Source organism: Mesorhizobium sp. AR07, from assembly GCF_024746815.1.
Lineage (GTDB): Bacteria > Pseudomonadota > Alphaproteobacteria > Rhizobiales > Rhizobiaceae > Mesorhizobium.
Window position 1 is genome coordinate 5785634 of record NZ_CP080525.1, and the last position, 14554, is coordinate 5800187.

Consider the following 14554-nt stretch of genomic DNA (forward strand, 5'->3'; position numbering starts at 1 on the left):
ATCAGCAACATTTTTCTGCAACGTAAGCCAATGGAGGATGAAGCTAATGATGCATTTGAAAACGATGGTCTGGGCAACCGGCGTGGCGATGCTTTTAGGGGGAAGCGCGCTTGCCGATGACAAGCCATTCGCTGGAGTCGAGCTGAAAATGCTCGGCATAGGTGACACGTCGGTCACGCGTGTCGCGCCGCTCGTCGGCGAATTCGAGAAGCAGACGGGAATAAAAGTCCATATCGATCAGCTCCCTTATCCCGGCCTCATCGACAAGATTGTCGTTGAGGCGAGTTCAAGCAGTCCGACATATCAACTGCTTTGGATCGACAGCCCGTGGGTCGGCCTGTTGGGTGAGGCAGGGGCGTTGGAGGATATGACCGCCCGCGCCAAGCGCGATGCCAAGGAGATCGGACTGGATGACATCATCCCGGTCCAACTGCAGGAAAACACCTGGCAGGGCAAACTTCTCGCTTTCCCGGCTTCCGGAATGATCTGGATGCAGCAATACCGAGCGGATTTGCTCGGGAACGCTGACGAGCAGGCTAACTTCAAGAAGAAGTATGGCTATGATTTGGGTCCTGCCAAGACGTGGGCCCAATATCGCGATATTGCAGAATTCTTTACACGCAAGAAAAGTGAGCTCGCCGGAGGTAAACCGCTCGAATTCGACCTCTATGGTGCGAGCCAATCCTACAGTCGTGTCCAGGGTGCCATCACTCACGACTACTTTCCGTTCATGCGCTCGTTCGGCGGTGACTATTGGGATCCAAAAACCGGGCTGTGCGCCATGACGGGTGACGCGCATGTCAAGGCCGCGGAGTACATGAAGTCCCTCATTCCATTCAATCCGCCGGACTATCTCGGTCTGATGTGGGACATTCAGTCAGGCTTCATGGAACGGGGCGAAGCTGCCGAGGCGGCCTATTGGAGCGTGCGTTCGGTGCGCTTGACGAACCCCAAGGAAGCGACGCTTGCTACAATCGGCAAGGCGGGCTTTGCAGAGAGCCCCGTATCCGACGCGGGTCCCCAGCCGACCTATACCGGCACTCTTGGCTTCGCCATCAATGCCAAGTCTTCCGACAAGGAAAAGGATGCCGCATGGGAGTTCATCAAGTGGGCAACCAGCGAAAAGCTGATGAGGCGGTTCGCTGACGAGGGAAGTGGCGTCAGCCAGTTCCGCAAGTCGATCCTGTCTGACCCTGCGCTGCAGAAAAAGTACCCCTACTACAAGGTTCTTCTCGACAGCCAGGTGAATGCTCGCCGCCGCATCTTCCATCCCTTCTACCAGGATATGGAAGAAAGCTTTGGCGTGGAGCTGAGCAAATACATGGCAGGTGAAACGCCGACGGCTCTGGAGGCGCTCACCAACGCGTGCAATGCCGTCAACTCTCGGCTCTCGATCTTCCCGCTGGAACAGCGTCTGCGCTGGATCCAGGACGTACCGGCCGAAGTTCTCGCGAAGTAATTCCGATCTACCCGCCGCGGCTGTGAAAGGTCGGGGCGGGTTCCTTCAAATGGGAGGAGGAAGGAGCCATCATGAGCCACACTGCCAGCCGTAACAAAAGCATCGCGCGGATATTTCTGTTGCCGGCGGTCGTCATTCTGTTCGTTACGACCATCTACCCGATGGTATACGCATTGTGGCTAAGCTTTCGGAACTACGACCTCTCCAAGCCCTTCATCCCGCGAATTTTCGTCGGGCTTACCAATTATCTTGAGATCCTGACGTCTCAGGCTTTCTTCCATGCGCTGCTGACGACGTTCAAGCTGATGGCGATGACGCTTTCCGTGCAGCTTGTGCTTGGAGTGGGGATCGCCCTGCTCGTGACCCAGAAATTGCCCGGCATGGCGTTGGTGAGGACGCTGCTGCTTATCCCGATGATGATTTCGCCGGTCATCGTCGGGTTGGTCTGGCTCTTCCTCTATTTTCCCGAGCTTGGCTATCTCAACTATTTCATCGGTCTTGTTGGCCTGGGTCCCATACCTTGGATTACGAGCACCCGCTGGGCGCTCACAGCGATAGCGATCGCCGATATCTGGCAGTGGACGCCCTTCATCATGATGGGTACCGCCGCCGCGTTGCAGAGCCTTTCGCCGGAACCTTATGAGGCCGCGCGCATAGACGGCAATTCGCGCTGGGATGTGTTCCGTTATGTGACATTGCCGCAGCTCAAGCCGGTTCTCATAAGCTTGCTATTCCTGCGGGCCATCGACGCCTTCAAGATTTACGACATCATCTACGTGTTGACGAAGGGCGGGCCGGGCGACGCGACCGAAGTCATGTCGCTTTACATCTATCGGCAGAGTTTCACTTTTTGGCGCATGGGCGTCGGGGCCGCCGCGTCTTTCGTGTCGCTCATCATCATCACGGTACTGATCACTTTCTTTTTCAAGTCGATGCAGCGCAGCCAGGCCACCCAGGCGCGGTAGGAGAGAAATCGCCATGACATCGAGTATTCGCGAAAAGATCCTCGTCTACCTGCTGCTGAGCATCGTGCTCCTTCTGTTCATGACGCCGATCTATTTGATCCTGGTGTCCTCGCTGAAGCCGTCTGCGCTCATGTTCTCCAGGCCGCCAGCCTTTATCTTCACACCAACGCTCGACAACTACTATGACCTCTTCACGCTGCGGCCGTTTCACCTGCAGATCCTGAACAGCCTGATCGTGGCGCTTGGTTCGACCGCATTCAGTCTGACGGTCGGCACGCTCGCCGCTTATGCGATCTCGCGCATCAAGAGCCGATGGATCAACGACGTCGCGTTCTGGATCCTGTCGATGCGCATGTTTCCGCCCATCGCGGTCGTGGTTCCCTACTACATCATCTTCCAGTCGCTTGGCCTGCTCGACACGCCGCTGGCGCTCATAATTGTATATTCCACGTTCAACATACCGCTCACTGTCTGGCTGATGAAGGGATTCTTCGACGAGGTGCCGGCGGCGCTGGAGGAAGCAGCCCAGGTTGACGGTCACGGTGTCTTCGCGACCTTTCTTCACGTGACCCTTCCGCTGACCGCTCCCGGCCTCGCCGTCTCGGCGGTGTTCTGTTTCATTTTCTCATGGAACGAGTTCCTGTTCGCGCTGATGCTGACGGGATCGAAAGCCCAGACCGTGACGGTGGCGGTCATGTCCTTCTGGTCGAGCGATGCGGTCCAGTGGGGCCGCATCATGGCAGGATCTTTCGTCGTTTTGATTCCCGGCGTGATCTTTGTGCTCACCTGCCAGCGCTGGCTCGTGAAGGGCCTGACCATGGGGTCGGTCAAGGGATGAGCGCGATCCCAGAAATCAATTCAAGAGGAGGCCGTCAATGTCGTCGGTGACGTTGCGAAATGTGGTCAAGCGCTATGGCCAAGTCGAAGTTGTGCACAGTATCGACCTGGCCGTCGAGGAGGGCGAGTTCGTCGTCCTCCTTGGTCCGTCAGGCTGCGGCAAGACCACTACCCTTCGGATGGTCGCCGGACTTGAGGATATTTCGGGCGGCGAACTTGAGATCGCGGGCCGCCTGGTCAATGATATCCCACCCAAGGACCGGCAGATCGCGATGGTCTTCCAGAACTATGCGCTCTACCCGCATATGACCGTCCGACAGAACATGGAGTTCGCGCTAAAGCCGCAAAAACTCTCCGCGACTGAAGCACAGGATCGTATCACCGAGGCTGCGCGTATTCTCGGCCTCGAATCGCTCCTGGCGCGAAAACCGTCACAACTTTCAGGTGGCCAGCGGCAGCGTGTCGCCATGGCGCGAGCCATGGTGCGAACGCCGAAGGTTTTCCTGTTCGACGAGCCGCTTTCCAACCTCGACGCAAAGCTGCGCACACAGGTCCGCGTCGAGATCGCGAAGCTGCACAAACGGCTTGGCACCACCGTCCTTTATGTCACCCACGACCAGATCGAGGCGATGACACTTGCCGACAAGATCGTCATCATGAAGGACGGCCATATCGAACAGGTCGGGTCGCCTGAGGAGGTTTTCTCTCTGCCGCGCAATCTGTTCGTCGCTAGCTTCATCGGCAGCCCCGCGATGAACCTCATGCCGGGGGTCGTCGCGGCCGCTGGCGGAGCGGCAGTTCTCACCTGCGGGTCATTGCAGATCCCGGCTCCCGACGCATTGAACCGCGTCCTGAAGACAGCACAGCAGGTTACGGTCGGCGTGCGACCGTCGGACATCCGGCTGGTGAGTGGCGAGGTGTTGGCGGGCTCTTATGACACGTCGATCGAGGTCGTCGAATACCTCGGTACAGAAGCGCTACTCAATCTCAACGCCGGCGGCCAGGAACTGGTGGCGCAGGTGACTGCGTCGGCCAGGCCCACCGCCGGCCAGAAAAATGTCCGCATCGCTTTTGATCCCGACAAACTGCACATCTTCGATACGCAAAGCGGTCAGGCCATTCGGCCCTGACCTTTCGGCCTCAATTGAATTTACTGGAGGATGCCATGGGGCGAGAAATCGTCTTCACCGGAAGGCGCAAATTTGAACTTGCAGAGTATGACGACGCCCCCACGGCACCAAACGAGGTCAGAGGTCCCACCTTGGCGACGCTGGTGAGCCCCGGTACCGAGCTTGCCTGGGCCGATGGCGGCGATTTCCCGGTTCGCCCTGGCTATGCAGCCGTGTTCGAGGCCGAGGAGATCGGTTCAGCCGTCTCCGGCATCAAGCCGGGCGACAGACTGCTATGCATGGGCGCCCACCGGTCGACACAGAAGTTTGACGCCCGATACGCAGTCAAGCTTCCTGACGGTATGGCGCCGGAAATAGCGGTCGTGGCTCGCCTTATGGGGGTGTCGATGACCACCCTGATGACCACAAGCGCGCGACCTGGCGACAGGGTCATCGTCTGCGGCGCCGGTCCTGTAGGTTATCTGGCGGCGCACCAGTGCCGGATTGCCGGTTATGAAGTTACCCTTGTTGAGCCCGACGAAAGACGGCGCGCTCAAGCGGTCCGATCGGGCATTGTCGATACGCTTCCCGCGATGCCGGTCGGCGACCAGGCTTATGTTGGCTCGGTCGCTTTGGTCATCGATTGCTCGGGGCATGAACAGGCCGTGCTCGATGCCTGCAAAATTGTGCGCAAGCGCGGCGAGGTCGTCTTGGTGGGCGTGCCGTGGAAAGCCAACACGGCAATTCTGGCGCACGAGATCCTTCATGCGGTGTTCTTCAACTTCGTCGTTCTACGCAGTGGATGGGAATGGGAAGTTCCGATCCTCGCCCGCGCCTTCGTGTGGGAGGAGTTGTACGAGGGCTACAACAACGCCCCACAGAGCACCTATACCGGCTTGGCCAAAGCGCTGAAATGGTTGTCGGAGGGCCGCGTCCCCGTCGATGGCCTGGTACGCAGTCTGGATCCCGGCGATCCCTCCAGGGTCTATGGTGCGCTGATCAACAGAGAGATCGATGAGCCCTTCGTGGTGCTTGACTGGAGCAAGCACTCGGGATCTGAGAGGTCTCGTCCGGCGCTCTGATCGCTCTGGCACCGACAAAGCAACAGTTGGGTCACGGCTCGAACAAGGGCGTGGGGTCCGGCGTGTAGCGGGCGATCTTTTCCGGATCGAGCGTCACGCCAAGTCCCGGCCCGTCCGGGATCGCCAGATAGCCTTCGGCGTCGAGGCGGAAAGGTTCGGCCAGGATGCCGTCGACATAGGCGCTGCCGCCGATGAACTCGACCAGTTCGACATGTGGCAGGGCGGCTGCGAGCTGCAGGTCGGCGGCGACGCCGAGTGCTGTGTTCCAGCCGTGACCGACATACTTGATGCCGAAATCCTGGGCCATCCAGGCGACGCGGCGCTGTTCGGATATGCCGCCCATCTTGGTGGCGTCGGGCTGGACGATGTCGAAGGCGCCGCGCATCAGGAAGGGCAGGAACGACTGCCGCCGTGTCAGCACCTCGCCGCCGGCGATCGGCACCGGGCTTGCCCGTCGCAGGTGGCAGAAGTCGTCGATCGCATCGGGCACAAGCGCTTCCTCGAACCAGCCGACGTCAAAATCCTTCAGCATCTCGGCGGTGCGCAGAGCCCATTTCAGACCCTGTGGCCAGTAGGCGTCGGAGGCGCCGGCGTCGACGAAGAGTTTGGCGTCCTCGCCTATGCCCTCGCGCGCCGCCCGCACGATCGCCTCGTCGAGCTTCGTCGAATCGCGCCGGCCGAATGGCCCCCAACCGATCTTGAAGGCACGAAAACCCTGCTCGCGGTATTTGGTAATGACGTCCTGCATCAGCGCGGGCTCTTCCATCAGCAGCGAGCAGTAAGGCATCACCCGTTCACGATAGCAGCCGCCGAGCAGCCGTCCGACCGGCTGCCCAAGCGCCTTGCCCAAAATGTCCCACAGCGCGATGTCGATGCCCGAGATGGTGTGGGTCAGCGTGCCGCCGCGCCCCATCCAGAAGCTGTTCTGGTTGAGCTTTTCAGTGACACGCTCCGGCTCCAGCGCGTTTTCGCCGCGCCACAGCGGCTCCAGTACCTTGATGCCGGCCTCGACGAGACGTCCGTCGGTGAAGACCGAGCCGTAGCCGGTGATGCCCGCGTCGGTGTGGACGGCGATCAGCGCATGCACCGAGTCTTCCGGCAGGATCTCGTTCGACCAGCCGCCCTTGGGACTTTCGCCCAGCAGCGGCGCGCAGCGGATGGAGCGGATCTTGATCGTATTCATGGAGTATGACCTTGCAGGATAGGGGTCAGAACGTTGCGGAGACGCCGCCGTCGACGAGCAATATCTGCCCGGTGACATAGGCGGCGTCGGTTGAGCACAGGAAGTAGACCGGCCCGGCAATGTCGCCGGGCGTTCCCGCCCGCCCGAGCAGGATGCGGCCGTATTTAAGGTAGATGTCCTTGAACCAGTCGGTGTCGTGCTCATGGCCCGAGCCGTCCGGCAGATGCGCCATACGCGTGTCGATGAAGCCCGGCGCCACCGCGTTGACGGTGATGCCGTAGCGGCCGAGATCGGCGGCGATGGCGCGGGTAAAATTCACGATCGCGCCCTTGGCGGTCGAATAGGGCACCGCATCGGGCTGGCCGCGCACGCCCATGATCGAGGCGATGTTGACGATGCGGCGACCTTCGCCGGCCGCCTTGATCAGGGGCAGGAACGCAAGCGTCGCCCGCACCGCGCCGTCCTGGTTGATGTCCAGCACCTTTCGGTAATGCGCCATGGTCATCGTCTCGATCCCGGTCATGTCGAGGATGGCGGCATTGTTGATCAGGATTTCGCAATGGCCGAAACGGCCGCCGACGAAGTCGGCCAGCGCGGCCACTGAGGCGTCATTGGCTATATCGACGTGCGCCGCGACCGCGCCCGGCAGCGTGGCGGCTACCGCTTGCGCCTCGGCCAGATCGATGTCGGCGATCACGACGGCGGCGCCTTCCTGGGCCAGCCGCCGGGCGATCGCCTCGCCGATGCCGCGCGCCGCGCCGGTCACCACGGCTGTTTTGCCCGAAAGCCTTTGATCGCTCATTCGTCTTCCACCTCTCCCGTGGGTTTCATGCGTGTGCTCACGATTACGGCGAGCACGATCGAAAAAAGCAGCACCAGCGTGACCAGCGCGTTGATCTCGGGCGTGAAACCGACTCGCATCATCGCCCAGAGCCTGAGCGGCAACGTCGTCGTGTCGCCGGCCAGGAACACGCTGATCAACGTCTCGTCGAAGGACAGCGTGAACGCGAGGATCGCGCCGGTGGCGACCGCCGAGCGCAATTGCGGCCACAGCACGTAGCGCAAAGTCTGCCAGCGCGTTGCGCCGAGGTCGGCCGAGGCTTCCACCAGCGTCGGCGGCAACGATTGCAGCCGCGTCAGCACCAGCCGGTAAAGAACCGCCAGCACAAAGACCGTGTGGCCGATCGCCACCGTGGCGATGCCGCGGTTGATGCCGAGATTGGAAAAGAAGATCAGCAGCGACAGGCCGGTGACGATCGGCGGCAGCAGGAAGGGCAGGTAGACCACCAGTTCGATCAGCCGGCGCCCGATCGCCCCTTCCCATTCGACATAGAGTGCGAGCACGATCGACAGCACCACGGCGATTGCGACCGAGCAGATGCTGACGATCAGCGTCGAGCGAACGGCATCGAGGATCGACTGGTTCTGCCACAGTTTCGCGTACCATTCGAGCGAGAAGCTGCTCCAGTCGATGCCGCTCCGCGTCACCTCGATCACCGAGAACAGCGCGCCGATGACGACCGGCGAATAGAGGATGCACAGGATCGTCGCCGCCAGCGCGCCGACGGCGATCGTGACCAGTCTTTCACCATTCAGCGCCATCGTCAGACCCTCTGCCGGCTGGCGACGCTGCCGGCCACGACGATGATGGCGAGCGCGACGACGAACAGCACGACGCCCATGGCGGCGCCGAAAGGCCAATTGTAGGCGAGCCCGAACTGCGACCAGATCACCCGCCCGATGGTGAAGCCCGAAGGACCGCCGACCATCTGCGGCGTGATGAAATCGCCGAGCGCCAGCACGAATGCGAACAGCCCACCGGCAATCGTGCCTGGCAGCGACAGCGGCAGGATCACATGGCGAAAGGTTGTGCCGGCCCCCGCGCCGAGATCCGCCGAGGCCTGTACCAGCGAGCGCGGAATGCGCTCCAGGGACAGGAAGATCGGCAAGATGACGAAGGGCAGGAAGATCACCGCCATGGTGATCAGGATCGAACCCTGGTTGTAGAGGAAAACCAGGCTCGGTTTGGGCAGGATGCCGGTCCCGACCAGGATCTGGTTCAAAAACCCGTTCAGCCCGAGGATCGAGCGCATCGTGTAGATTTTCACGATGTAGCTCATGAACAGCGGCAGCACGAACAGCAAAAGCAGCAAATGGCGCGTGCGCGCCCGCCTTCGCCAGATGAACCAGGCGATGGGATAGCCGAGCGCCACGCCGATCAGGGTGACCTCCGCGCATAGCCACAGCGTCAGCAGAAAAGTCTTGAAATAGATCCAGTTGCCGAAGAAGGCGGCATAATTGTCGAGCGTCAGGTCGCTGACGATTGCATGGCCTTCGACACGTGAGAAAGACATCACGAGGAATGCGCCGATCGGCGCGACGACGAAGAGCAGCGGCCCGGCGGCGACCAGTGCGAAGATGCCGAAGCGGGCCGGCAGGCTGGTCATGGCGCCGCCTCGACGATGGCTATGGCGTCGGTCCCCACCGACAGCGTCACTTTTGAGCCGCGCTGCGGCGGCGGGCGGCTCGGATCGCTGGTCTTCTTCACCAGCAGCGTCGTCTCCGGCGCCGCCAGCGGCCGCACGCGAAGCTGTGTCATCGCCCCGATGAACACCGTCTCTTCGACCGTGCAGGCAATGTCGACACCGCCGGCGACCGCGCCGATTTCGATCTTTTCCGGCCGCACCGCGACGAGTACCGCGCGTGTCCCGGCGGATATGTTGGCCGGTAGCGGGAAAATCGCCATCGGCGTCTCGATGCGGCCATTGCGGACCTCGCCCGCCACAAGATTGTTGTCGCCGAAGAAGCGAGCGACGAAAGGCGTCTTCGGCGAATAGTAGATGGCGGTCGGCGCGCCGATCTGCTCGATCCGTCCCTTGTCCATCACCACGATCCGATCGGACATGGTGATTGCTTCTTCCTGGTCATGCGTGACGAACAGGAAGGTGGTGGCGATGCGCCGCTGCAGATCCTTCAGGAAGAATTGCATCTGCCGCCGCATCTCGGCGTCGAGCGCCGCCAGCGGCTCGTCCAGCAAGATCAGTTTCGGTTCGCAGACAATGGCCCGCGCCAGCGCCACGCGCTGCTTCTGCCCGCCGGAAAGCTGGGCTGGGTAGCGGTCGAGCAATCCGCCGAGGCCGACGATCTCCAGCGTCTCTTCAACCTTGCCGCGAATGGCGGATTTCGCCAGCCCGCGCACCATCAGGCCGTAGCCGACATTGTCGGCGACGGTCATGTGCGGAAACAGCGCATAGTCCTGGAACACCGTGTTGAACGGACGCTTGTGCGACGGCACGTCGGTCAGATCGACACCACCGAAGCGGATGCGCCCGCCGCTCGGCCGAGTAAAGCCGCCGACCAGGCGCAGGATCGTGGTCTTGCCGGAGCCGGACGGACCAAGAATCGTCAAGAACTCGCCGTCGGCGACCTCGAGGTCGACCGGCTGCAGCACGCGCTGCGTGCCATAGGATTTCTCAACGGCTTGCAGGGCGAGAGCCATGCTCAGGCGACCGTGAAGCGCTTGACGGCATCCCAGTCGAGTTCGACGCCAAGGCCCGGCTTGACCGGCAGGGGGATGGTGCCGTTGTCCAGCACCAGTTCCTCCCGAGCCAGTTCCCGGCGCAGGCGTTCGACGCAGAGCTGCGGCGGCAGATATTCGATGAAGGCGCAATGGTCGGTGACGAAAGCCAGATGCGCGGTGGCCGAGATCGACACGCCGGTCTTCCAGCAATGCGGCACGATGGTCAGGCCGCGCTCCTTGGCCATGTCGCAGACGATCTTCGCCTCGCCTATGCCGCCGACACGGCCGACATCCGGCTGCGCGACACCGATCTTGCCGATATCCATCAGCTCGGTGAATTCGTGGCGCGTCGCCAGCCATTCGCCGCAGGCGATCTTCATCGGCGCGCCTTCGGCGAGCTTCGCCATCTCGCGGACATTGTCCGACCAGATCGGCGTCTCGAGGAAGTAGATGTCGAACTCCTTCCAGTCCTTGACCACGGCAAGGCACGTCGCGGCATCTTCCCACAGATATTGCACGTCGATCATCAGCACCATCTCGGGGCCGACCGCCTTGCGCACGGCGGCCACGACCTCGCTGTGCCGGTCGTAGCTTTCGTGCATGCCGCCATGGGCGTATGGCCCGTTCATGGTGACCTCGCTCTTGATCGCCTTGAAGCCGAGCGCCTTGGCGTTCAGCGCCGATTGCACCAACGCATCGCGATAATCCTCAAAACCGTGGCCAGCCGGCTGAAGCGAAGCATAGGGCGTGATGCGGTCGCGCGTTGCGCCGCCGAGCAGCGCATGTACCGGTTTGCCGACAGCCTTGCCGCAAAGATCCCAGAGCGCCATCTCGATCGCACCGATGGCATGCACGACGACGCCGCGCCGGCCGTTCATGGCGGTGCCGATATAAAGCCTTTCCCAAATATTGCCGATCTGGAAGGGATCGGCGCCAATCAGCGTTTCCTTGATCGACAGGCCCATCGTGTGCGTCCCGGGCGCTTCGATACAGGCCTTCATCATCCATGGGTTGGCGTCGGACTCGCCGATGCCGGACACTCCGCCATCAGTGTGGATCACGACGATGAGGCTGTCCTGGGCAGAGGATGTCATGCCGGGGTCGAAATCGGGCGCCAGCAGCACATGGCATTCGACGGCGGTGATGACGAGCTTTGGTGGGTTGTCGATGATGGGCGAAACAGTACGCATGGGTTCCGGATTTCCTGGGAAAAATGGGTAAAGAACGACATGTCCGGCGCCGACGGCGCCGGATTTTTTCGCATGAATGCGATGCGGCTCAGGGTGCGGCCTTGACCTCGTTCCAGACCGCCACGCGTTTTTCGAAATTCTCCGGCGTCTGCAGCCAGACGAGCTTGTCGGCATAGGTGAAGCCGTTGCGCGCGTTGGCTTCCTCGTCAGTCGTATTGCCGTAGCTCTTCTTGTCGGAGAGGTAGGCGCCGACCTTCTTGTCGAGGCATGCGTCGATCCAGGCATGAGCCAGGTCGACGTCCTTGGTGCCGGCCGAGATCGTCCAGCAGTCGAGCCATCCGATCGCGCCTTCCTTCGGGATGACAAAGGCGGCGTCGACGCCCTTGGCCTTCAGACCCGGAACCTGTGGTTCGCCCATCGAGAACATCGCCTTGATGCCCGACTGGGCGAAAACGGCAACGCCGTCATCGAAGCCGGCATAGTAGGTCAACAGGAGCCGCTTCTGTTCGATCAGCTTTTCCTTGACCTGGTCAAACTGGGCATCGGTGAGATGGAATGGGTCCTTGATGCCGAGCACGATCGCGGCCAGCACGATCGAGTTGTTGGCATCGTCGAGAGCGATGATTTTCTGGGCATTGGCCGGATCCCACATCACCGACCAGCTATCGGGAGCTGTCGGAAAGGCAGTCTTGTCGTAGACGAGAGGCAGCGAACCCCAGGCAAACGGCATGCCGAACTGCTCGCTGCCGTGCATCAGTGGCGCGACCGATTTGAAAGCCGGCAGCAGATTGGCGGCGTTGGGGATCTTCGAAAGGTCGAGCGGCTTGATCAGCGATGCATTCATGTAACGGGAGAATGCCGACGTGTCGAAGGCAACGATGTCAAAGTCGGTGCCCTGCGAGCCCTGCATCTTGGCAAACATCTCGTCGACGGAGCCGGCATAGACGATGCTCGTCTTGACGCTGTGTTTCTCCTCGAAGGGTTTTACCCATTCGGGCTCGGTGTAGCCCTCCCAGGTCAGGATGCGGAAATCGCTTGCGGCGCGCGATTGTCGCGCGATGAACGGCGTAGCGAGCGCGGCGGCGCCGAGGGCCAAGGCTTGGCGGCGGGTCAGGCCCGGGATCGATCTGCTGCGAGACGTCATTGTCTGTTCCCCTGGTTATTGAGTGGCTGGGTTGTTGAGCAGCCGTTCTGCCCGTTCGAAGGTATCCAGGCCCGCGACATGCCGGCCGACCTCGGCATCGATTTCCTCCTCCGAGCCGGTCAGCAGCACGTTCAGGTAAACCCGGTGCTCCTCCACGACCCGATCGAAATCCGGATCGCGATAGGTCTCGATGGAAAAGATAATGAGTATGTGCCGGGCGATGGCGTTCCACAGCGTCCACAGCAATGCGCTGTCGGCGATCTCGAAGAGCGTCGTGTGGAAACTGATGTCGGCCTTGTTGGTCGCAAGCCAGCTGCCGCGAGACTGGGCGATGCCAGCGATGCAGCCCTCCATTCGTCGCACGAGAAGAGGGTCGGCGCGCAGATGGACTGCTGCCAGATGTGCGGCAATCCGTTCGATGGCGGCCCGGACCGCATGGAGCTGGCGGGCCCACGCCTGGTCCAGCGTGGCCACCCGCATGCCGCGGCGCGGCGAAGCGACGATGATCCCCTGGCTTTCCAGAATGCGCATCGCCTCGCGGATGGGAACTCGGCTCACTTGCAATGCCGCGGCGAGTTCCGTCTCGATCAGCCGTTGCTCCGACTGCAGCTGACGCAGCGCAATCGCCTCGACCACCTTGTCGGCGACCTGCTCCGACAGCGTTGAGGAGGAGGCCAGCGGAGTGAGGGCGCTGCCATTGAGAGGTGTTTTGATGAAGGAACCGCTCATAACCATCGCTTCTTTGAATGTGTTCTGTATACAGTCTTACAAGATGACGGGGATTGCAAGAGCTAAATTGCCGGGCGTTCCGCAGGTGAGAAGGCCGCAAGCGCGTTGACGCCTTCGTCTCCAGACAATAGCGTGATGTTCGGGATACTGGACATGCATCCGCAATTCCGGACTTGGCGACGGTGGGTATTGGTTGCCTGCCGTTGCCGGCAGGAACGCCGAATGGAGCTTCCGATGAGCTATGTCGAACTGAAGTCCGTCATCAAGCGCTATGGTGAGACCGAAATCATCCACGGCATCGACCTAGGCATCGAAAAGGAGGAGTTCACGGTTTTCGTCGGGCCCTCCGGCTGCGGCAAGTCCACTCTTCTGCGCATGATCGCCGGCCTGGAGAGCCTGCAGGAAGGCAGCATCCATATCGGTGGCAAGCGGGTCGACACGCTGCGCTCGGCGGAGCGCGGCATCGCCATGGTTTTCCAGAACTACGCGCTCTATCCGCATATGACCGTTTTCGAAAACATGGCCTTCGGTCTGCGCATCGCGAAGGCTGGACAGGACGAGATCCGCGCAAAGGTACAGCGGGCTGCCGGCATCCTGCAGATTTCCGAGATTCTCGGCCGTCAGCCACGGGCGCTTTCCGGGGGGCAGCGCCAGCGCGTGGCTATCGGCCGGGCCATCGTGCGCGAGCCGAAAGTGTTTCTGTTCGACGAGCCGCTCTCCAACCTGGATGCCAAGCTTCGGGTGCAGATGCGGGTCGAACTGACGCGCCTGCACCGCGATCTTCGCGCGACGATGATTTACGTCACCCACGATCAGGTCGAGGCGATGACCATGGCCGACAAGATCGTCGTGCTGAACCAGGGCCGGGTGGAGCAGGTCGGGCGGCCGCTCGACCTCTACAACGCGCCGTGCAACCGCTTTGTTGCGGGCTTCATCGGATCGCCGGCGATGAATTTCCTTGAAGGCGTCATCGCCGGGGCGGCCGCCAACAGCGTCACGGTGGCCCTCGGAGGCGACAAGACGGTCACCGTGCCATGCAGGCCGGGCCAGGCAAGGGAAGGCGCGCCGGTCACGCTGGGCATCCGTCCGGAAGCACTGGAAGTGGCGGGGCAGGGCGACGCCACGGTGACTGGACGCGTGCTGGCGGTCGAGCGCCTCGGCAACGAAACCTTCGTGTATGTCGATGTCCCCGGCAGCAGCGACTTTGCCGTGCATGTAGCCGGCGACGTGCGCATCGCGCCGGACGAAGCGATGAGCTTCGGCCTCCCCGCCGCCAGGTGCCATCTGTTCGACGCCGACGGCAGGGCCTTCGAGATGCTGGCGGCCTGAGCCGCCG

At 61.7% G+C, this 14554-nt stretch carries 14 protein-coding genes; 6 read left to right on the forward strand and 8 right to left on the reverse strand.

The features are described from left to right. Positions 1-46: 46 nt before the first annotated feature. The 5 genes from BPNPMPFG_RS28725 to BPNPMPFG_RS28745 all read left to right on the forward strand — a co-directional run bounded on the left by BPNPMPFG_RS28725 (position 47) and on the right by BPNPMPFG_RS28745 (position 5452). On the forward strand, positions 47-1459 hold the full coding sequence (locus tag BPNPMPFG_RS28725) for an extracellular solute-binding protein (RefSeq protein ID WP_258591941.1): 1413 nt from the start codon (positions 47-49) through the stop codon (positions 1457-1459). A 71-nt stretch (positions 1460-1530) separates the two neighbouring features. After that, positions 1531-2424 carry a carbohydrate ABC transporter permease gene (locus tag BPNPMPFG_RS28730; protein ID WP_258591942.1) on the forward strand — a complete coding sequence of 298 codons (894 nt, stop codon included), beginning with the start codon at positions 1531-1533 and terminating at the stop codon, positions 2422-2424. A 13-nt stretch (positions 2425-2437) separates the two neighbouring features. Further along, positions 2438-3262, forward strand: coding sequence for a carbohydrate ABC transporter permease (locus tag BPNPMPFG_RS28735; protein ID WP_258591943.1), 825 nt, complete (start codon positions 2438-2440; stop codon positions 3260-3262). 37 nt (positions 3263-3299) lie between these two features. Next, on the forward strand, positions 3300-4391 hold the full coding sequence (locus tag BPNPMPFG_RS28740) for an ABC transporter ATP-binding protein (RefSeq protein WP_258591944.1): 1092 nt from the start codon (positions 3300-3302) through the stop codon (positions 4389-4391). Positions 4392-4426: 35 nt separating this feature from the next. Then, positions 4427-5452: a zinc-binding dehydrogenase gene (locus tag BPNPMPFG_RS28745; RefSeq protein WP_258591945.1), complete on the forward strand. Its 1026-nt coding sequence runs from the start codon at positions 4427-4429 to the stop codon at positions 5450-5452. A gap of 31 nt (positions 5453-5483) precedes the next feature. Here the strand turns inward: BPNPMPFG_RS28745 and BPNPMPFG_RS28750 are convergent, their stop codons facing one another. The 8 genes from BPNPMPFG_RS28750 to BPNPMPFG_RS28785 all read right to left on the reverse strand — a co-directional run bounded on the left by BPNPMPFG_RS28750 (position 5484) and on the right by BPNPMPFG_RS28785 (position 13218). Beyond that, positions 5484-6635: a mandelate racemase/muconate lactonizing enzyme family protein gene (locus BPNPMPFG_RS28750; protein WP_258591946.1), complete on the reverse strand. Its 1152-nt coding sequence runs from the start codon at positions 6633-6635 to the stop codon at positions 5484-5486. 25 nt (positions 6636-6660) lie between these two features. Further along, positions 6661-7437: an SDR family NAD(P)-dependent oxidoreductase gene (locus BPNPMPFG_RS28755; protein WP_258591947.1), complete on the reverse strand. Its 777-nt coding sequence runs from the start codon at positions 7435-7437 to the stop codon at positions 6661-6663. Further along, the gene (locus BPNPMPFG_RS28760) at positions 7434-8237 is read right to left on the reverse strand and encodes an ABC transporter permease (protein ID WP_258591948.1); all 804 of its coding nucleotides are present in this window, start codon (positions 8235-8237) and stop codon (positions 7434-7436) included. The genes BPNPMPFG_RS28755 and BPNPMPFG_RS28760 overlap by 4 nt, the downstream gene beginning before the upstream one ends. Positions 8238-8239: 2 nt before the next feature. Beyond that, complete coding sequence (locus BPNPMPFG_RS28765) at positions 8240-9082, reverse strand: ABC transporter permease (protein ID WP_258591949.1); 843 nt, start codon at positions 9080-9082, stop codon at positions 8240-8242. After that, complete coding sequence (locus tag BPNPMPFG_RS28770) at positions 9079-10134, reverse strand: ABC transporter ATP-binding protein (protein ID WP_258591950.1); 1056 nt, start codon at positions 10132-10134, stop codon at positions 9079-9081. Before BPNPMPFG_RS28770 ends, BPNPMPFG_RS28765 begins: the two co-directional genes overlap by 4 nt. 2 nt (positions 10135-10136) lie before the next feature. Continuing rightward, complete coding sequence (locus tag BPNPMPFG_RS28775) at positions 10137-11345, reverse strand: mandelate racemase/muconate lactonizing enzyme family protein (protein WP_258591951.1); 1209 nt, start codon at positions 11343-11345, stop codon at positions 10137-10139. Between the two features lie 88 nt (positions 11346-11433). Then, positions 11434-12489: an ABC transporter substrate-binding protein gene (locus tag BPNPMPFG_RS28780; protein ID WP_258591952.1), complete on the reverse strand. Its 1056-nt coding sequence runs from the start codon at positions 12487-12489 to the stop codon at positions 11434-11436. Positions 12490-12504: 15 nt separating this feature from the next. Further along, on the reverse strand, positions 12505-13218 hold the full coding sequence (locus tag BPNPMPFG_RS28785) for a GntR family transcriptional regulator (protein WP_258591953.1): 714 nt from the start codon (positions 13216-13218) through the stop codon (positions 12505-12507). A 234-nt stretch (positions 13219-13452) separates the two neighbouring features. Here BPNPMPFG_RS28785 and BPNPMPFG_RS28790 point away from each other — a divergent pair, with 234 nt between their 5' ends. Next, complete coding sequence (locus BPNPMPFG_RS28790) at positions 13453-14547, forward strand: ABC transporter ATP-binding protein (RefSeq protein WP_258591954.1); 1095 nt, start codon at positions 13453-13455, stop codon at positions 14545-14547. Positions 14548-14554 lie beyond the last annotated feature (7 nt).